The sequence below is a fragment of the Spiribacter sp. 1M189 genome (assembly GCF_040838345.1).
In the GTDB taxonomy this organism is placed as follows: domain Bacteria; phylum Pseudomonadota; class Gammaproteobacteria; order Nitrococcales; family Nitrococcaceae; genus Spiribacter; species Spiribacter insolitus.
In genome coordinates this window covers 1,150,770-1,168,420 of the sequence record NZ_JBAKFF010000001.1, presented here as the reverse complement: position 1 = coordinate 1,168,420, position 17,651 = coordinate 1,150,770, and the positions used below count along the sequence as shown (strand labels likewise).

Below are 17,651 nucleotides of genomic sequence, written 5' to 3'. Positions count from 1 at the left end.
CCGGGCATGATGCAGAGCTGATGATTGGCGCGTGTCGGAGTTGCCGATGAAAAAGCGATGGCGCCGGGGGATAGCGGGCGCACTGATCCTGCTCGGGGCGCTTGCCACAGCGGTCCCGGCATTCAATGGCTGGCAGGCGGAGAGGCACTGGCGTGACCAGGTTGCCTGGCTGGATTCCTCGCTAGCTGCTGCCAACAACCGGGCGGGCGCGGCGGTGATCGACTATCAGCGGGGCGTCTTTACCGCCCGGACGCTCTCCCGGGTCGAGCTGCCGGCCTCAGTCCTGGACGCCGGCCTGCGGACCGCTCTCGCCCTGCCACCCGGTCCCGTTAAGCTGAAGCTCGTTCAGACGGTTCAGCACGGCTGGCGCGGCGTGTCGTTCGATGGTTACCTACAACCGGTCGGTGCACTCGCTGAGCCCTTTGACCGACTGGGTGGCAGTGAGCGAAGCGTGCAAATCCGTGGTCGTATTGGACTTGGCCGACAATCGCTGACGGTTCAGACCAAGGTGCTGACGGGACCGTTGGATCCTGAGGGGACGCTGCGCCTGCGCCTTGAGCCACTGCGCTTTGAATCGGACTACACGGCCGATGATCGTCGCCTGACGGCGTCGCTGGATGGGTCAGGGCTCACCCTGGGAGCCGCCGGGGGCGATGAGCTGCTGCGGCTGGAGGGCCTGCAGGGCGACGCCGAGGGCCGGCTCGAGGCCGGGTTAATCGATGCGACGGCGGGCCTCGACTGGACCCGGCTTGCCGTGGCCGGCCTGCCGGTCCTGCGCGGCGGCCTCGCGCTGGCGCTCGAGCGGCTATCGCCGGCGGGCGTGGTCGCGCTGGGCCGGCAGGGCAGCGCGGACGCGCTGGCACTGCTTGCCGAGACCGGCCCCCGGGCCACGCTCACCCGCCTGCAGCTCGGTGACGACGCCGGCGTGGGCCTGAGCGCCAGGGCTGACCTGCAGGTTCAACCGCGGATGGCCGATCGGTTGCGCGCAGGGGCCGGCGGTATGGCGTTGTGGTCGGCGCTGCGGCTGGATGCCTCGATGGCCATCGACGAGGCGCTGATTCAGGCGCTCCCCGCGGAGCAGTCGACGTGGCTGCGGCAACTCCAGGCCTTCGGTGTTCTCCAACGGCAGGATGACCAATGGCGGCTGGAGGTATCGATGGACGAGGGGCGCCTGAGCGTTCATGGCCAGCCCTGGTGGCGTGGTGGCTAGGGAGCCGAGTCGACCATGAACCTGGCCGCGGACAGTCTGCCGTCCTGGATTGCCTGGGGGCTGCTGACGGTCTTTGGCCTGATCATCGGCCGTGCGGCGTGGCGCGCGCCCTGGCGGATATTGCGGGCCAATGGGCTGGTGACGGTATTCATCGCGGCGACGGCACTGGCAGGGTTGCTCTGGAGCATGCAGGTCGGTGTGCGCGAAGGCCTCACACTGCATCTGCTCGGCACGGCGAGCCTGGTGCTGGTGTTCGGGCCGGCGCTTGCCATGATGGCCGGCGCCGGCGCGCTGCTGATGACGATCATGGCCGGTCAGACCGATGTCCTGATGGCCGGTTACCAGGGGCTGCTACTGGCGGTGCTCCCGGTGTGGGTGGCCGACGGATCGCACCGGCTGCTGCGCCGCCTGCTGCCACCCAACCCGTTCATTTTCTTCCTCGGTAGCGGTTTTGTTGGCGGCATGCTGGCCCTGGCGGCGCCCATCCTTGTCTCCGCCGCGCTCATTGCCCTCCTCGGCCTGCAACCCGGCTGGGCCATCCAGCGTGACTATCTTGCGCTGCTGCCGCTGGTGCTATTCCCCGAGGGCTTTATCAACGGCGGGGTGATGACGGCGCTCGCCGTCTATCAGCCCGACTGGGTTCGAAGCTTCGACGACGAAACCTACCTGCGCTAGAGCCGCTCGATGCGGGCCATCTGCTCGTCGATGCGCTCCAGCGCCGAGCGCCCCTCGGCCAGCTTGTCGCGCTCACGCTGGACGACATCGGCCGGGGCCCGGCTGACGAAGGCCTCGTTGGCCAACTTGCCCTCGGTGCGCGCGAGATCGTCGCCGAGGCGCCGGCGCTCCTTGTCGAGCCGCGCGAGCTCGGCGGCCTTGTCAATGAGGCCGGCCATGGGGACGCGCACTTCCAGCTCGTCGACCAGTGCCAGGGCCGACTCCGGCGCCTCCTCGCCGGCCTCCAGCACGGTGACCGACTCAAGCCGGGCGAGGAAGTCGAGCTCGGCGCGATGGCGTTGCAGGCGCTGTCGGTCGAGGTCGGCGGCATTCTGCAGCAGCACCGGCAGCGGCTTGCCCGGGGCGATGTCCATCTCCCCGCGGATGCGCCGGATGCCGAGGATGAAGCGCTGCATCCAGTCGATCTCCGCCTCCGCGGCGGGATCCTCGCGGCCGGCCTCCGCCACCGGGAAGGGCCGGGTCATGACCGTGTCGCCATCAACGCCGGCGAGCGGCGCCACGCGCTGCCAGATCTCCTCGGTGATGAACGGCATGATCGGGTGCGCCAGCCGCAGCAGCGCCTCGAGGACCCGGACCAGTGTCTGGCGCGTACCCCGCGCGCGGGCCGGATCGGCATCGCCCTGCAGCGTCGGCTTGCTGAGCTCGAGATACCAGTCGCAGTACTCGTCCCAGGTGAATTCATAGATGGCCTGCGCCGCCTGGTCCATGCGATAGCCTTCGATGGCCTCGGCGACCGCACGCTCGGTCCGCTGCAAGCGCGAGATGATCCAGCGCTCGGCGGTGCCGAGCTCGATCCCGCCGTCGCCACTGCCGCAGTCCTTTCCCTCGGTGTTCATCAACACATAACGCGCCGCGTTCCAGAGCTTGTTGCAGAAGTTGCGATAGCCATCGACGCGGCCCATATCGAACACCACGTCGCGGCCGGTGGTGGCGAGGCTGGCGAAGGTAAACCGCAGGGCATCGGTGCCGTGCGCGGCAATGCCTTCGGGGAATGCCCTGCGGGTCTGCTTTTCGATGGCGGGCGCGCGCTGGGGCTGCATGAGCCCGGTGGTGCGCTTGGCCACCAGCGACTCAAGATCGATGCCATCGACGATATCGATGGGGTCGAGGACGTTGCCCTTCGACTTCGACATCTTCGCCCCTTCGGAATCCCGCACCAGGCCGTGGATGTAGACCTCGCGGAACGGCACGTCACCGCGGAACTTCAAGCCCATCATGATCATCCGGGCGACCCAGAAGAAGATGATGTCAAAGCCGGTGACCAGCACGCTGGTGGGATAGAAGGTGGCGAGCTCCGGCGTCTCCTCCGGCCAGCCCAGCGTGGAGAAGGGCCACAGCGCCGAGGAGAACCAGGTATCGAGCACATCCTCGTCCTGGGTGAGGGTCACGGTGTCGTCGAGCCCGTTGCGACGGCGCACATCGGCCTCGTCATGGCCGACGTAGACCGCGCCCTGCCCGTCGTACCAGGCGGGGATACGATGCCCCCACCAGAGCTGGCGGCTGATGCACCAGTCCTGGATATCCTCGAGCCAGTTGTAATAGGTCTTGCTCCAGTTCTCGGGGACGAAGCGGATGTCGCCCTGGCGAACGGCCTGGATGGCCGGGCGGGTGATTTCCGCCCAGCCGCCGGGGCGGCCGTCTTCCTGCACCTCGCGGGTGAGGTCGACGAACCACTGGTGGGTGAGGTAGGGCTCGACCACCACACCGGTGCGGTCACAGCGCGGGACCATAAGTTTATGTGGCTCAATGCCCTCGAGCAGGCCGGCGGCCTCGAAATCCGCCACGATGCGTTCGCGGGCCTCGTAGCGATCCAGGCCGCGGTAGGCCTCGGGGGCGTTGCCGTTGACCCGGGCCGCCTCGGTGAAGATGTTGATCGGCTCACAGCCATGGCGCTGGCCGACCTCGTAGTCGTTGAAGTCATGCGCCGGGGTGATCTTCAGGCAGCCGGTGCCGAATGCTGGGTCGACGTACTCGTCGGCGACGATGGGGATCTCCCGGCCGACCAGGGGGAGTCTGACGTGGCGGCCCACCAGATGGCGGAAGCGCTCGTCCTCGGGATTCACCGCCACGGCGGTGTCGCCGAGCATGGTCTCCGGGCGTGTCGTCGCCACCACCAGGTGTTCACCGCCATCGGCGAGGGGGTAGCGGAGTTTCCAGATCGAGCCCTGTTCCTCGCTCGATTCCACCTCCAGATCGGAGACGGCGGTCTGCAGCACGGGGTCCCAGTTGACCAGGCGCTGGCCGCGATAGATCAGTCCCTCGTCATGCAGTCGCACAAAGACCTCGCGGACTGCCGCCGAGAGGCCCTCGTCCATGGTGAAGCGCTCGCGCGACCAGTCCACCGAGGTCCCGAGCCGGCGCATCTGGTTCTGGATGGTGCCGCCGGACTGCGCCTTCCACTCCCAGATCTTCTCAACGAAGGCGGCGCGGCCGAGCGCATGGCGATCGGTGCCCTCGGCGTTGAGCTGCCGCTCGACGACCATCTGCGTGGCGATGCCGGCGTGGTCCGTGCCTGGCTGCCAGAGCGTGTTGTCGCCGCGCATGCGATGGTAGCGCGCCAGAATGTCCATCAGGGTGTCCTGGAAGGCATGGCCCATGTGCAGGGTGCCGGTGACGTTGGGTGGCGGGATCATGATGCAGTAGGGGTTGCCTTTGCCCGCGGGGCGGAAATGCCCGTTGCGCTCCCAGGTGGCATACCAATGGGGTTCAATGCTGGCGGGATTGTAGGTCTTGTCCATGGGCGGCAGTGGCTCCTAGTGATCGATGTGGTGGGTGCCGGGTTCCGCACCCGCCTGCTGGTAGTCGCGGTAGCGCTCGCGTCCCGCCCTGCGGGTCGCGGCGTCGGCGCTGATGATCTCGGCGACGCGCTGGCGTTCGGTCCAGTCCTCGGGGAGGGAATCGGCGAGGTTGATCACCAGCGCGCCGGGGGCCGGTGTCGGGGCGATGACGATAGGATTGTCGCCGTCCAGTGGCTCCCGGCCATGGGGGATGAAGCTCGCCTCATCGAAGGTCCACAGGGCCTCGTCGATGCGCTCGCTCATGGCCTCGTCGGCGGTGCGGATATGCACATCCAGCCCCTCGCGCCAGGCGCGTGCCGCCAGTCGGCAGCAGAAATGCTCCCGACCGGCGATGCCTTCGGCGGCGAGGATGTAGAAATCGATGCGCGGCATCATCGGCTCCGGCGCTGTACCATGACGCTCCGAGGATCGGCTGGCATGGGAACGATCGCATTGCACAAACGGGTGAAGGTTACCGCAGCCGCCGGGGCGCTGTCGTGGGGCTGACCCGCCTGACGCGCTATCTGCTGCGCGAAGTGCTGCTCGCCTGGCTGGCCGTGACGGTGGTGCTGGTGGTCGTTCTGCTCACCAATCGCCTGGTGCAGTTCATGGCGGACGCCGCGAGCGGTGATATCCCCGCCAATGTCATTTTCACGCTGCTCGGGCTCAAGGCCGCCGCCAACCTCGGGGTGGTGCTGCCGGGGAGCTTCTTCCTCGGTGTGGTGCTGGCACTTGGCCGGCTCTATCGCGACGCTGAAATGACCGCCATGGCCGGCTGCGGGATTGGCCCATGGCAAATCTATCGTGGGATTTTCGCGGTGGCGGTGCCGCTGACCGTTCTGGTGGCGATGCTGACGATGTCGCTGGGGCCCGCCGCCGAGCGCCAGGCCGATCGGGTACTGGCCAATGCCCAGCAGCAGGCGCGCTTTGCCGGCGTCCAGCCGGGCCGATTCATTGAGCTGGGTGACAACACCACGGTTTATGTCGCCCGGGTGGCCGACGATGGCGAGCTACAGGGGATCTTCGCGGAGCGGACGCAGCCTGATGGCGATCAGATCTGGGTGGCGGAGCGCGGTCGCCGTGCCATCAATGCCATGGGCCAGGGGGAGTTCCTGGTACTGGAGGATGGCTGGCGCTATGAGGGCGAGCCGGGCCAGGCCGCCTGGCGGATGATGCAGTATGCCGAGCATGGGGTTCGCATCGCCGAGCCGGAGGCCGTCGAACCGGGTCTCGGGCGCGATGCACAGCCGCCCGGGCAATTGCTCGCCGATGGCGGTGATCCCGCCCTGGCTGAGCTCCAGCTCCGGCTCTCCCTGCCGATGATGGTCCTGGTGCTGGCGCTGGGCAGCCTGCCGCTTGCCAGTACCGACCCGCGCAGCGGCCGCTACGGCCGGGTGGTCCTGGCGGTGCTGCTGTTCATGATCTATTTCAATCTGCTCTACACCGCGGCCGACTGGGTGGGAAGCGGCCTGCTGCCCGCCTGGGTGGGGGTTGGCTGGGTTCACGCGCTGGCGCTGCTGGCCGCCCTTCTGGGGCTGTGGACACGACTCGGCGTGCGTTGGCGGAGGTGGGCGGTGTGAGGCGCCTGGATCGCTATATCGCGAAGACGGTTTTCGGTGGGGCACTCGCCGGGCTCTTCGTGATCGTGTCGCTGAGCTTTGTCTTCGAGTTCATCGACGAGGCCGATGACATCGGCCGCGGCGGCTACGACCTTGCCTCGGTAATGCTGGTGGTGGCGCTGTCGATGGTGCAGCGTGCCTATGAGGCCTTCCCCATGGCGACGCTGATCGGTGCATTGGTCAGCCTCGGTGCGCTCGCCGCCCGCAGTGAGCTCACCGTGATGCGGGCCGTGGGCATGTCCGTCGGGCAGATCGCCCGCGCGGTGGTGGCCGCCGGCGTGCTGCTGGCCCTGCTGGCAGCAGCGCTGGGGGAGTGGGTGGCACCGCCGGCCAATCAGCTCGCCCAGGCCGTACGGGCCGAGGCGGCCGGTGGCGGCGTGGTTACCGCCGGCGGTGGCTTCTGGGCCCGGGATGGTAACTACCGGCTGCGGGTCGAGCAGGTCGTGCGGCCGGATCTGCTGGCCGATGTGCGCGCCTATGAGCTGCGGGATGGCCGCTTGCAGCGCATCATCAGTGCGCCCCGGGCGCGTTTCGAGCAGGGGCGTTGGCGCCTGTCCGATGCCTCGGTGACCGCGCTCGGCGGCGAGTCGGTGGTCGTCTCATCCGGACATTCGCTGGCCATTGGTGGCGAGCTGCAGCCGGCCACCCTGGAGGTCGTCGTCCAGGCGCCGGAGACACTGTCCGGTCGCGAGCTGCGTCGCTATATCGGTTATCTGGAAGGCAATGATCTCGACAGCGGGCGCTACCGGCTCGCGCTGTGGGTGAAGCTGGCCACGCCGCTCGCCACCATCGTGATGCTGTTGCTGACGGTGCCGCTGGTGTTCGGCTCGCAACGCGGTGCTGGTGTGGGGCAGCAGGTCTTCCTCGGCGTGCTCATTGGCCTCGCGTTTTTCCTCCTCAACCGGTTCCTTGGCAATGCCGGGCTGGTCTATGGCCTGCCGCCATCGTTCAGTGCGCTCGCGCCGACGCTGGTCTTTTTCGTGATCTCGCTCGTCGCCCTGCGGCGCGTGCGCTAGCGGCTGCGCTTGGGATCGAGGTAGAGGTAGGTCTTCGACAGGCGGTCATGCCAGGTCAGGCCCTCACGGTCAACGAGTGCCCAGAGAAAACCGGCGCCTGCGGGCAGCCACGAGAGGATGGAGGCCACGAAACGGTTGGTGGCGGCGCGGACGGTGACGCGGTTGCCGTCGGCGTCAATCAGCCGCAGCCGCCAGGCCTGCATGCCCAGAGTGCGCCCGCCCCAGATCCAGAAGCCGACGAAAAAGGCGTAGGCCACCGCCAGCAGATAAAGCCGGAAAGCGCCGTCTCCCGCGGGCGCCGCGTTGCCCCCGTGAAAACCGATCCAGAGCGCGCCCGCCCCCATCCACAATGCGATCAGCAGCATGCCGTCGTATAGCACGGCGGCGAGGCGGCGCAGGAGGCTGGGGCGGTTTTCCTCGGGAATGGCCATGGCATAGGAGGATACGGAATCCCGGGCCGGTTGGCATCACGCACGTGAACGACGCCTGGAGATTTTTCCGGGCGGGCGGGATATCAGTCCGTGGCTTAGTGGCGCTCCCACGGGGATTTGAACCCCGGTTTCCGCCTTGAGAGGGCGGCGTCCTCACCACTAGACGATGGGAGCGTTGCCGGTTTTGCGCCGAATGCAGGCCATGATCGGCCTCGCTGGCGAGGGCTGGTATTATACGGGCTCGTTGTTATCGCACAAGAGGTTGAGCCCACTCCGTGACTGAAGCGCAAGCCCGGGGTATTGAACCCACCATCGTCCCGCGTGATCAGCATGTCATATCGCGCGCGCAGATCAGCGAGCGGGCCCTGACCGTGCTCTACCGGCTGAAGAACGCCGGCTATGGGGCCTATCTGGTGGGCGGCGGCGTGCGCGACCTGTCGCTCGGTCGCGAGCCCAAGGATTTCGACGTCGCCACCGATGCCACGCCGGACGAGGTCAAGGCGCTGTTCCGCAATTGTCGCCTGATCGGGCGGCGCTTCCGGCTGGCGCATGTGCACTGGGGCCCCGATATCATTGAGGTGGCCACCTTCCGCGCGCTCACCCCGGCGCCGACGGATGATGAGGGCGGGGACCGCGTCGTCGAGGACGGCATGATCCTGCGCGACAACATCTACGGCACCATCGAGGAGGATGCACTGCGGCGCGATTTCACCATCAACGCGCTCTACTACAACATTGCCGATTTCTCGATCGTCGATTACGCCGGTGGCATGGCCGACCTGCAGGCGGGTCGTCTGCGGCTGATCGGCGATCCTGCCGTGCGCTACCGCGAAGACCCCGTTCGAATGCTGCGTGCCGTGCGCTTCGCCGCGAAACTCGGTTTTACCATTGATGCCGGCACCGCTGATCCCATCCCGCGCATGGCCGATCTGCTTGACGACATTCCGCCGGCGCGGCTCTTTGACGAGGTGCTCAAGCTCTTCATGGCGGGTCAGGGCGTGGAGACCTTCGAGGCGCTGCGCCAGCATGGCCTGTTCCGCTATCTCTTCCCGGCGAGCGACACGGCGCTGGATGATGACGAGCACGGCGAGCTCATCACCTTCGTGGCCCGCGCCCTCGAGAGCACGGACCGACGCGTCAACGAGGAACGGCCGGTGACGCCGGCGTTCCTTTTCGCGGCACTGCTCTGGCCGGCCATTCTCGCCCAGTTGCCCGGCGGCCGACTGCAGCCGGGCGTCGACCGCGAGCTCTTCGAGCAGTCGGTCACCGAGGCCCTCGAGCGGCAGTTGCGTCAGGTCGCGATTCCCAAGCGCTTTGCCCTGCCCATGCGCGAGATCTGGGCCCTGCAGCCGCGCTTTGATACCCGCTCGGAGAAAAAGGCCAAGCGACTGTTCTCGCACCCGCGATTCCGGGCGGCCTATGACTTCCTGTTGCTCCGCGGCGAGGCCGGGCTGGTGGATCGCGAGCTTGCCGACTGGTGGCAGGAATATACTACGAGCAGCGCGGATGCGCCGCCGCCAACGCCGCCCCGCCGGCGGCGACGGGGTGGTCGGCGCCGCAACGGCACCGGTGGCAGCGCCTCGCCCGCGGATAGTGACAGGGGCTGATCCTTGGCGGCGCAGGTATTCATCGGTATAGGCAGCAATCTGGCTGACCCGGTGGCCCAGGTGCGCCGGGCGATCGATTGGCTCGATCAGCTCCCGGAGACGTCCCGCTGCGCGGCCTCGCGGCTGTACCGCAATCCACCCATGGGTCCGGCGGATCAGCCGGATTACGTCAACGCGGTGGCCGAGATAGAAACGGGCCTCTCGCCGCAGGCCCTGCTGGCCGCGCTGCAGGCGCTGGAGGCCGAGGCCGGTCGGGATCGCAATGGCCGACGCTGGGGCGCGAGACCCCTGGATCTGGATCTCCTGATCTACGGCGACCGGGAGATTGAGGAGGCGACGCTCACCGTGCCCCATCCGGGTCTGGCCTCTCGCGCCTTTGTGTTGCATCCGTTGGCCGAGATCGCCCCGGCGCTTTCGGTACCAGGCCTTGGGACGGTGGCCAGCCTCGCCGGGCGCGTCGCGGCGGATGACCTGATGGCAGTGGAGTAGGGCATGACGTCGCCAGGCCTGGATTACGTGGTGGTGGAGGGGCCCATCGGGGTGGGCAAGTCGCGTCTTGCCGAGCAGCTCGCCGAACGCCTGGTGGCGACGCCGCTGCTGGAGCGCAGCCAGGAGAACCCTTTTCTGGAGCGTTTCTACAAAAACCCGCGGGAGGCGGCGTTCCCCGCGCAGCTCTTCTTTCTGATGCAGCGTGCGGAAATGCTCAGCGGTATGCGGCAGAACGACCTCTTCGCGCCGCGCCATGTCGCCGACTTCCTGTTCGCGAAGGACCGCCTGTTTGCCGAGCTCAACCTCGATGCCCACGAGTTCGATCTCTATGACCGCGTCTGGCAAACCCTGGCGCCTGGGGTGCCCGCGCCGGATCTGGTGATCTATCTGCAGGCGCCCGCCGATGTGCTGCAGGCACGGCTGCGGCGATATGCCAGCGGCCCGGAGCGGCGTCTCGACATCGACTACCTGGAGCGCCTCGCGGGTGCCTATGTCGATTTCTTCCATCACTATCAGGAATCGCCGGTACTCATCGTCAACGCCGCCGCCTTCGATCCGCTGGACAATGCCGATCATCTCGAATTGCTGATCGAGGAAATGGCGCTGGCCCGGACCGGGCGGCATTACTTCAACCCGGAGAGGGGCGTACTCTGAGCCCATGACACGTTCTATCTCGCTCTCGACATTGCGCAGGATGAAGGCCGATGGCACGCCCATCGTGGCGCTGACGGCCTATGACTACAGCTTTGCCCGCGTTGTGGATCGCGCCGGCGTCGACGTCGTGCTGGTAGGCGATTCGCTGGGCATGGTCATGCAGGGGCATGGCGGCACGGTGCCGGTAACGCTCGAGGAGATGGCCTATCACACCCGCTGTGTGGCGCGCGGGCTGGAGCGGGCCTATCTGATGGTGGACCTGCCTTTCCTCAGCGATTACGACGACCGGGCGGCCCTCGAGAGCGCGGCGGTCCTCATGAAAGAGGGCGGCGCGGATATGGTCAAGATCGAGGCCAATGCCGCGCAGGCACCGATTGTGGAGGCATTATCGCGGGCCGGCGTACCGGTCTGTGCGCATTTCGGCCTGCGCCCCCAGCGGGTCGGCCAGCTTGGCGGCTACCGGGTGCAGGGGCGCGGCGACGAGGCCGCTGAGCAGGTACTCGCCGACGCCCGCACGCTGGCGGCGGCCGGCGCGGATGTCCTGCTGGTGGAGTGCCTCTCGGCGCCGGTGGCGGCCCGGGTGAGGGCGGCCACCGAGCTGCCGCTGATCGGGATCGGTGCCGGCGTGGACTGTGACGGGCAGATCCTGGTGCTGCAGGATATTCTCGGCATTACGCCGGGGCGGCCGCCGAAATTCAGTCATGATTTCCTGGCCGAGCAAGGCAGTATCCCGGCCGCCGTCGAGGGCTATGTCGAGGCGGTGCGCTCGCACCGGTTCCCGGGCCCGGAACACGGATTCGAGTAATTCATGCAGACCATCACGGACATCGCGGCACTCCGCGAGGCGGTGGCGCGGTGGCGTCGCCATGGCGAGCGCATTGGTTTCGTGCCCACCATGGGCAACCTCCATGGCGGCCATCTCGCCCTTGTCGATGAGGCCCGGCGCCGGAGCGACCGGGTGGTGGCAAGCATCTTCGTCAATCCCACGCAGTTCGGGCCGGGCGAGGATTTCCAGAGCTACCCCCGGACCTGGGCCACGGATTACGCATCGCTGCAGCGCCATGACACCGATCTGGTATTCGCCCCCGGGGTGGAGGCCGTCTATCCACATGGCCCCACTCTGCGTACGCGGGTGGAAGTGCCGGAGCTGAGCGATATCCTCTGCGGGGCATCGCGGCCCGGGCATTTCACCGGCGTGGCCACCGTGGTGACGAAGTTGCTCAATATCGTCCAGCCCGATCTCGCCGTTTTCGGACTCAAGGACTATCAGCAGCTCCTGGTCATCCGCCGCCTCGTACAGGATCTCAGTCTGCCGGTGGAGATTGTCGGCGGGGCCATCGCGCGGGAGTCCGACGGCCTCGCCATGAGCAGCCGCAACGCCTACCTCGAGCCCGCCGAGCGTGAGCGGGCGCCGGTGCTGTATCGCACGCTCTGTGATCTCGCCGAGCGGATCGAGACCGGAGAGGCCGACTTCGAGCGCCTTCTGGCCGAGGGCCGGGAGCGGATCCGCGAGGCGGGGATGACGCCGGATTATCTCGAGATCCGCCGGGCGGAGGATCTGGCGCCGGCGGGGGCCGGCGATCGCGAGCTGGTGATTCCGGCGGCCGCCTACCTCGGCCGTGCGCGCCTGATTGACAACGTGCGGGTAAGCCGCCCGCATACCGGATAAGGGGAGAGCATGAAGACGCTGGAGCACACGGAGGCCTGGCAGCGCCTGTGGGCATCCCGGGAGGCGATTGCCACGCAGTCCATCAACGGCCTTTTCGCAGAGGATGCCGACCGATTCGAGGATTTCTCGCTGACCGCCGGCGGGATGCTGCTCGATTACAGCAAGCAGCCGCTCAGCCGGCAGACCCGCGAGAGGTTGCTCGAGCTCGCCCGGGCGCGGGATGTGATCGGCCAGCGTGACGCCATGCTCGCGGGCGAGCCGATCAATGCCAGCGAGGGTCGGGCGGTGCTGCATACCGCACTGCGGGTGCCGGAAGGAGAGACCGGCTGGGCCGGAGCCGACATTGCCCGGGCGGTAGAGGACACCCGTTCGCGTATGGCCGAGCTGGCCGAGGCGATTCGGACAGGCCGGCGCACCGGGGCCACCGGCCAGCCCATCGAGCATGTCATCAATATCGGCATCGGGGGCTCCGATCTGGGGCCCAGACTGGTGCTGGAGGCATTGGCCCCGCTCGCGGACGGGCCGGCGGTGCATTTCGTCGCCAATGTGGACGGCGTCGAGCTGCAGCAGGCGATGGCACACTGCGATCCCGAGCGCACACTGGTGCTGGTCGTCTCCAAGAGTTTCGGTACGGTCGAGACCATGGCCAATGCGCATGAGGCGATGGCCTGGCTGCGCCGGCGCGTGCCCGCCGATAACGTGCTGGAGCGACAGGTCATGGCGGTGACCGCCAGCCTCGACCGCGTCCGCGAGCTGGGCCTGGACCCCGAACTGGCACTGCCCATGTGGGACTGGGTCGGCGGCCGTTACTCACTTTGGTCCGCGGTGGGCTTTGCGATCGTGCTGGGGATCGGCCCGGAGGCCTTTGAGTCGTTGCTGGCGGGCGCCCATGCCATGGATCGACACTTTGCCGAGGCCCCGCTCGAGTCGAATATGCCGGTGATGCTCGGCCTGGTCTCGGTGCTCAACGGTACGCTGCTTGGCCGTCGCAGCCAGGCGGTGGTGCCCTACACTGAACGGCTCGGCCGTCTGTCGGCGTATCTCCAGCAGCTTGTCATGGAGAGCAATGGCAAATCCGTGGACCGCAGCGGGCATCCGGTCACCTTTTCCACCGCGGCGGCGATCTGGGGGCAGACCGGGACGCCGGGGCAACACGCCTTTTTCCAGGCGTTGCATCAGGGCACCGACGTCGTGCCGGTGGACTTCATCGGTGTCGCCCGCCCAGTGGCCGGCGAGCGGGGCGATCCACTCGAGCTCACCGCGAACCTGTTCGCCCAGAGCCAGGCGCTGATGCAGGGTCGTGGCGATGCCGACATGGCGGCGGAGCGGCGTTGTCCCGGCAATCGGCCCAGTAACACCATCCTGCTCGAAGCGCTCACGCCATCCAGTCTCGGCGCGCTCATCGCGCTCTACGAGCACCGGACCTTCGTCGAGGCCGCCCTCTGGGGGATCACTGCGTTCGATCAGTTCGGCGTCGAACTCGGCAAGGTACTGGCCGCCGACCTCAAGCCACTGATCGCCGGAGGGCAGGCACTCGACGGGGTGGATGGCTCCACTGCCGGATTGATTGCGCGCTACCGAGACTGGCGCGGCTGAGCATCCGGCCTGGGGCGATGGGGTGTTGGCAGCGTCAGCCGCGCCCTGAGCCCCGGCTCGGCATTCTCCAGGGCCAGTGAGCCGCCGGCTCCCTCGGCGATCTCCCGGCAGATCGCAAGCCCCAGTCCGGTGTGATCGCGGCGCTCATCCAGCCGCGCGCCTCGATCCAGCAGACGCGTCAGGGCGGAATCGGGCAGGCCCGGGCCATCGTCCCGAACGCGGATTTCAACCTTGCCGCCGCCGACGGGGCGGGCGCTGATTCGCACGCACTGATCGGCATAGCGGGCCGCATTCTCCAGCAGGGTGCCGATGGCCTCGGCGAGGTCGGCCGCATCGAGCGCCACCGGCATGGCCTCTGCGCCCTTGGTCGGTGTCTCCCAGGTGAGGCGCTCACCATCCGGCGTGCGGGCGATCACCGCCACGACACTCGCAGTGACCTCGATGACATCGCTACGTGATCCGCTGGCGCGGCTCGCCACGCGGGTGCGGGTGAGTTCCCGGTCGACGTGCTGGCGAATGCGGCCCACGATGCGCTCAAGGGTGTCGGCTGTGGCCTCGTCGCCCGTTCGGCGCAGGCGATCGCTCTCACCCAGCAGGGCCTGAAGCGGTGTCTTGAGTCCATGGGCGAGGTCGGCGGCCCGCTGTCGCGCCGCGTCCATCTCGGCCTCGCGGGCGTCGAGCAGGGCATCAAAATCCGAGGCGAGCGGGCTGACTTCGCGTGGCAGATCGCCACCCAGGCGCTGGGCCTCGCCGGTGCGGATGGCCGCCAGGCGCTCCGCGAGCTCTCTCAGTGGGCGCAGGCCGACCTCAAGCTGAAGCCAGCCGGCGGCGATCAGCGCCAACGCCAGCAGGGTCAGATAAGGCAGGAGATCTGTCGCGAATGACCTGACGGCTGCGCTGACGGCGGCCCGGTCCATGGCCAGCATTAGAGTGATGGTCTCGCCGCCCAGCGAAGGTGGTAGCACGACACTGCGCTCGACACCCAGGAGCCGCCGGCCATCCGGTGCCTGCAGATCATCCAGCACCGCCAGGCCCTCTGTTGGCGAGAGGGGCGGCAGCGCGAGCTGCCAGTCCCATAGTGACCGCGACCGAAGGCTCCCGTCGGCGGTATTGATCTGCCAGTAAAGCCCGCCATAGGGCTGTCTGAAGCGCGGATCAGCCGGTTCGCTGGCGAGGGTCAATGAACCGCCCGGGTCGCGCTCCAGCCCCCCCAGTACCTGCTCAAGATGCGTCTCCAGCTCGCTGACCGCTCCGCGCTCGACATGGGCCGAGAAAAGCCGGGTCATCCCCCATCCGGCCACGGCCAGACTGAGGCAGATGGCAATGGCCCCGGCAACGGCCAGGCGCAGACGCAGCGAGCCGCGGGTCATTGCGTCGGCTCGCGCAGGTAATAGCCGAAGCCGCGGCGATTGGCGATGGTGCCTGCACCGATCTTGCGACGCAGCCGGGCGATGATGGCCTCGATCGCGTTGACGTCGCGGGAGTCATCATCACCATAGAGGTGTTCCAGCAATTCCGTGACGGGGACCGTTCGGTCGCGATGGTGGAAGAGATAGGCCACCAGCCGGTACTCCAGGGCAGTCAGGTTCACCGGCTTGCCCCGCTGCGTGACGCGCATCTGATTGGCATCAAGGCGCAGATCGCCGAGGGTCTGGATGGCACTGCCATGGCCGGCTGCCCGTCGTATCAGTGCCCGGGCGCGGGCGACCAGTTCCTCCATGTGGAAGGGTTTGGGCAGGTAGTCGTCGGCACCGGCCTCGATGCCCTCGACCCGCTCGCTCCAGGTGCCCCGGGCAGTGAGTACCAGCACCGGCATGGCCCGGCCGTTGGCCCGCCAGCGCCGCAGGATGCTAAGGCCATCCAGCGACGGCAGGCCGAGGTCGAGGACGATCAGATCATAGTCCTCGGTATCGCCCAGGAACAGGGCCTCGTCGCCGTCGCTGCAGGGCTCGGCACGAAATCCCGCGGCGGCCAGCGCCGCGCCGACATCAGCGCTGATGAGCGGGTCATCCTCCACCACCAGCACCCGCATCAGTCGTCCTCCCGCTCAACCTCGAGGATTTCGCCGGTGCTGGCATCCACCTCGATTTCGAGGACATAGCCATCGTTGTCGAGCAGCTCGAGCTCATAGCGGTAGCCGCCATCCTCCCGCTCGAACTCCGTCTCCAGGACGTGGCCCGGGTAGGTCAGACGGATTGTCTCGAGGATCTCGGTCAGCGGCAGGATGTCCCCCCGCTCGAGCGCCTCATGGGCACGTTCATGGTCCTCATCCGCGAGCGCCGCTCCGGCGCTGAGCCAACCCGCGAGGGCGAAAACCGGTATCCAGTATTTCATGGCGACAGTGTAGCGCGCGGGAGACTGACAGTTCGCTGACAGGGCTTGTCAGGCTGGGATCAGCGATGGGGTGGCAGATTGGTCTCCGCAGCGAAGGGCTGCATCAGTCAATGACCTGAAGGAGACAAGAATATGAATCGCAATCGAATGATCCCCGGTGTTATCGGCGGCCTGGCCGGTGCGTTGCTCTTGAGCGCGGGCATCGCCCTCGCCGATAGCGACGACCGCCGTGGTGGCGATGACGATATGCCGCGTGACGACTGGATGAGTCTCACCGAGCTCGCCCTGCAGCTTGAGGATCAGGGTTACACACCCTATGAGATCGAGATCGATGACGGGGCCTATGAGGTGACCATGGTCGATGGTCAGGGCATGGTGATCGAGACCTACATCAACCCGACGACGGGCGAGCCGTTGCAGCGGCGCTGGGACGACTGAGCCGGTTCAATGCCCAGTCGACATGCTCTCGCACCATCTCTGAGGGATGCTCGAGGCGCTCGCGCAGCGCCTCGAGCACCTCGGGGTCGGCCGGGCCGTTACCGAGCGCCACGGCCAGATTGCGCAGCCAGCGCTCGTGGCCGAGCCGCCGGATGGCCGAGCCCTCGGTGCGCTTGAGGAAGGTGGCCTCATCCCAGCGGAACAAGGTCACCAGCGAGGCGCTCTCGAGACCATGCCGCGGATGGAAATCGGCCTCGTCGGTAGGTTGGGCGTAGCGATTCCAGGGGCAGACGGCCTGGCAGTCGTCACAGCCGAAAACGCGGTTGCCGATGGCCGGTCGAAGATCCTCAGGGATGTTCCCCTCATGCTCAATGGTCAGATAGGAGATGCAGCGCCGGGCATCGAGTTGGCGAGGACCGGTAATGGCTCCGGTCGGACAGATATCGATACAGGCGCGGCAGCTCCCGCACAGATCCTCGACCGGTTCGTCCTCGGGCAGCGGCAGATCGGTAAAGAGCTCACCCAGGAAGAAATACGAGCCCGCATGACGGTTTAGCAGCAACGTGTTCTTGCCGATCCAGCCAAGGCCGGCGTTGCGCCCGAGGGCCTTTTCCAGCACCGGGCCGCTATCCACGAACACCCGATAGCCGAATTTGCCCACCGCCGCCTCGATGCGGTGCGCGAGCCGCTGCAGGCGCTTGCGCATGAGTTTGTGGTAGTCCCGTCCCAGCGCATAGCGCGCGATGAACGCCCGGCGGCCATCGGCAAGGATGGCGTCATCGGCCTCGAGATCGGGCGGGCGGTAGTCCATGCGCACACTGATGATCCGCACCGTACCCGGAACCAGTCGCTCGGGCCGGGCGCGCTTGACGCCGTGTCGTCCCATCCAGCGCATGGTGCCGTGGCGGCCGTCGCGCAGCCAGCGCAGCAGGTGGGCTTCGTCCTCCGCCAGCGCCGGACGGGCGATACCCAGCTCATCGAACCCGAGCTCGTCCGCCCATTGACGGATATCCTCGCGGAGGCGTTGTATGTCGGCAGTGCGATCCATGTACCCCAGTGTATCGGCTCCCGGCCCG

General features: G+C 67.4%; 18 protein-coding genes and 1 tRNA gene. 11 read left to right on the top strand and 8 right to left on the bottom strand.

What is annotated here, in order from left to right; all coding sequences use genetic code 11:
* Positions 1–46: 46 nt before the first annotated feature.
* Positions 47–1,210, top strand: a complete 1,164-nt coding sequence (locus tag V6X30_RS05870) for a DUF945 family protein (RefSeq protein ID WP_367983689.1) — start codon at positions 47–49, stop codon at positions 1,208–1,210.
* A gap of 15 nt (positions 1,211–1,225) precedes the next feature.
* Positions 1,226–1,885: an energy-coupling factor ABC transporter permease gene (locus tag V6X30_RS05865; protein ID WP_367983688.1), complete on the top strand. Its 660-nt coding sequence runs from the start codon at positions 1,226–1,228 to the stop codon at positions 1,883–1,885.
* On the opposite strand, the gene V6X30_RS05860 is transcribed toward V6X30_RS05865, so the two are convergent.
* On the bottom strand, positions 1,882–4,683 hold the full coding sequence (locus V6X30_RS05860; RefSeq protein WP_367983687.1) for a valine--tRNA ligase: 2,802 nt from the start codon (positions 4,681–4,683) through the stop codon (positions 1,882–1,884). The two genes, V6X30_RS05865 and V6X30_RS05860, sit on opposite strands and share 4 nt — an antisense overlap.
* Positions 4,684–4,698: 15 nt before the next feature.
* Positions 4,699–5,115 carry a DNA polymerase III subunit chi gene (locus V6X30_RS05855; protein ID WP_367983686.1) on the bottom strand — a complete coding sequence of 139 codons (417 nt, stop codon included), beginning with the start codon at positions 5,113–5,115 and terminating at the stop codon, positions 4,699–4,701.
* Between the two features lie 104 nt (positions 5,116–5,219).
* On the opposite strand from V6X30_RS05855, the gene lptF reads away from it, so the two are divergent.
* Entirely contained in the window at positions 5,220–6,302 is a 1,083-nt protein-coding gene (lptF, locus tag V6X30_RS05850; RefSeq protein ID WP_367983685.1) for an LPS export ABC transporter permease LptF, read from the top strand.
* Positions 6,299–7,357, top strand: coding sequence for an LPS export ABC transporter permease LptG (lptG, locus tag V6X30_RS05845; protein ID WP_367983684.1), 1,059 nt, complete (start codon positions 6,299–6,301; stop codon positions 7,355–7,357). The genes lptF and lptG overlap by 4 nt, the downstream gene beginning before the upstream one ends.
* Here lptG and V6X30_RS05840 read toward each other — a convergent pair.
* Together V6X30_RS05840 and V6X30_RS05835 are read right to left on the bottom strand one after the other, a co-directional pair.
* On the bottom strand, positions 7,354–7,788 hold the full coding sequence (locus tag V6X30_RS05840; RefSeq protein WP_367983683.1) for an RDD family protein: 435 nt from the start codon (positions 7,786–7,788) through the stop codon (positions 7,354–7,356). The genes lptG and V6X30_RS05840 overlap by 4 nt on opposite strands.
* 99 nt (positions 7,789–7,887) lie before the next feature.
* A tRNA-Glu gene (locus V6X30_RS05835) sits at positions 7,888–7,962 on the bottom strand.
* A 101-nt stretch (positions 7,963–8,063) separates the two neighbouring features.
* Here V6X30_RS05835 and pcnB point away from each other — a divergent pair.
* The 6 genes from pcnB to pgi are packed head-to-tail and all read left to right on the top strand — an operon-like array spanning position 8,064 to position 13,803.
* Positions 8,064–9,395 (top strand): polynucleotide adenylyltransferase PcnB, encoded by a 1,332-nt coding sequence (gene pcnB, locus V6X30_RS05830; RefSeq protein WP_367983682.1) that lies wholly within the window; start codon positions 8,064–8,066, stop codon positions 9,393–9,395.
* Positions 9,396–9,398: 3 nt separating this feature from the next.
* A complete protein-coding gene (gene folK, locus V6X30_RS05825; RefSeq protein ID WP_367983681.1) occupies positions 9,399–9,884 on the top strand; it encodes a 2-amino-4-hydroxy-6-hydroxymethyldihydropteridine diphosphokinase in 486 nt (161 codons plus the stop codon).
* Positions 9,885–9,887: 3 nt separating this feature from the next.
* Positions 9,888–10,538: a deoxynucleoside kinase gene (locus tag V6X30_RS05820; RefSeq protein ID WP_367983680.1), complete on the top strand. Its 651-nt coding sequence runs from the start codon at positions 9,888–9,890 to the stop codon at positions 10,536–10,538.
* Between the two features lie 4 nt (positions 10,539–10,542).
* Positions 10,543–11,343 carry a 3-methyl-2-oxobutanoate hydroxymethyltransferase gene (panB, locus tag V6X30_RS05815; protein WP_367983679.1) on the top strand — a complete coding sequence of 267 codons (801 nt, stop codon included), beginning with the start codon at positions 10,543–10,545 and terminating at the stop codon, positions 11,341–11,343.
* A 3-nt stretch (positions 11,344–11,346) separates the two neighbouring features.
* Positions 11,347–12,207, top strand: a complete 861-nt coding sequence (gene panC, locus V6X30_RS05810) for a pantoate--beta-alanine ligase (RefSeq protein ID WP_367983678.1) — start codon at positions 11,347–11,349, stop codon at positions 12,205–12,207.
* A gap of 9 nt (positions 12,208–12,216) precedes the next feature.
* The gene (gene pgi, locus V6X30_RS05805) at positions 12,217–13,803 is read left to right on the top strand and encodes a glucose-6-phosphate isomerase (protein ID WP_367983677.1); all 1,587 of its coding nucleotides are present in this window, start codon (positions 12,217–12,219) and stop codon (positions 13,801–13,803) included.
* Here pgi and V6X30_RS05800 read toward each other — a convergent pair.
* From V6X30_RS05800 to V6X30_RS05790, 3 genes are read right to left on the bottom strand one after another with little or no spacing between them, the layout of a single operon-like run.
* A complete protein-coding gene (locus V6X30_RS05800) occupies positions 13,782–15,173 on the bottom strand; it encodes a sensor histidine kinase (RefSeq protein ID WP_367983676.1) in 1,392 nt (463 codons plus the stop codon). The two genes, pgi and V6X30_RS05800, sit on opposite strands and share 22 nt — an antisense overlap.
* Complete coding sequence (locus tag V6X30_RS05795) at positions 15,170–15,835, bottom strand: response regulator transcription factor (protein WP_367983675.1); 666 nt, start codon at positions 15,833–15,835, stop codon at positions 15,170–15,172. Before V6X30_RS05795 ends, V6X30_RS05800 begins: the two co-directional genes overlap by 4 nt.
* Complete coding sequence (locus tag V6X30_RS05790; protein WP_367983674.1) at positions 15,835–16,137, bottom strand: PepSY domain-containing protein; 303 nt, start codon at positions 16,135–16,137, stop codon at positions 15,835–15,837. The genes V6X30_RS05795 and V6X30_RS05790 overlap by 1 nt, the downstream gene beginning before the upstream one ends.
* Before the next feature lie 132 nt (positions 16,138–16,269).
* Here V6X30_RS05790 and V6X30_RS05785 point away from each other — a divergent pair, with 132 nt between their 5' ends.
* Complete coding sequence (locus V6X30_RS05785) at positions 16,270–16,575, top strand: PepSY domain-containing protein (protein ID WP_367983673.1); 306 nt, start codon at positions 16,270–16,272, stop codon at positions 16,573–16,575.
* Here the strand turns inward: V6X30_RS05785 and queG are convergent.
* Complete coding sequence (gene queG / locus V6X30_RS05780; RefSeq protein WP_367983672.1) at positions 16,529–17,623, bottom strand: tRNA epoxyqueuosine(34) reductase QueG; 1,095 nt, start codon at positions 17,621–17,623, stop codon at positions 16,529–16,531. The genes V6X30_RS05785 and queG overlap by 47 nt on opposite strands.
* Positions 17,624–17,651 lie beyond the last annotated feature (28 nt).

Coding starts and splice junctions, on each gene's coding strand:
- V6X30_RS05795 (WP_367983675.1), bottom strand. CDS start 15,835: ATGCGGGTGCTGGTGGTGGAGGATGACCCGCTCATCAGCGCTGATGTC.
- V6X30_RS05870 (WP_367983689.1), top strand. CDS start 47: ATGAAAAAGCGATGGCGCCGGGGGATAGCGGGCGCACTGATCCTGCTC.
- V6X30_RS05840 (WP_367983683.1), bottom strand. CDS start 7,788: ATGGCCATTCCCGAGGAAAACCGCCCCAGCCTCCTGCGCCGCCTCGCC.
- V6X30_RS05800 (WP_367983676.1), bottom strand. CDS start 15,173: ATGACCCGCGGCTCGCTGCGTCTGCGCCTGGCCGTTGCCGGGGCCATT.
- V6X30_RS05785 (WP_367983673.1), top strand. CDS start 16,270: ATGAATCGCAATCGAATGATCCCCGGTGTTATCGGCGGCCTGGCCGGT.
- V6X30_RS05790 (WP_367983674.1), bottom strand. CDS start 16,137: ATGAAATACTGGATACCGGTTTTCGCCCTCGCGGGTTGGCTCAGCGCC.
- panB (WP_367983679.1), top strand. CDS start 10,543: ATGACACGTTCTATCTCGCTCTCGACATTGCGCAGGATGAAGGCCGAT.
- V6X30_RS05855 (WP_367983686.1), bottom strand. CDS start 5,115: ATGCCGCGCATCGATTTCTACATCCTCGCCGCCGAAGGCATCGCCGGT.
- V6X30_RS05865 (WP_367983688.1), top strand. CDS start 1,226: ATGAACCTGGCCGCGGACAGTCTGCCGTCCTGGATTGCCTGGGGGCTG.
- panC (WP_367983678.1), top strand. CDS start 11,347: ATGCAGACCATCACGGACATCGCGGCACTCCGCGAGGCGGTGGCGCGG.
- V6X30_RS05820 (WP_367983680.1), top strand. CDS start 9,888: ATGACGTCGCCAGGCCTGGATTACGTGGTGGTGGAGGGGCCCATCGGG.
- V6X30_RS05860 (WP_367983687.1), bottom strand. CDS start 4,683: ATGGACAAGACCTACAATCCCGCCAGCATTGAACCCCATTGGTATGCC.
- pgi (WP_367983677.1), top strand. CDS start 12,217: ATGAAGACGCTGGAGCACACGGAGGCCTGGCAGCGCCTGTGGGCATCC.
- queG (WP_367983672.1), bottom strand. CDS start 17,623: ATGGATCGCACTGCCGACATACAACGCCTCCGCGAGGATATCCGTCAA.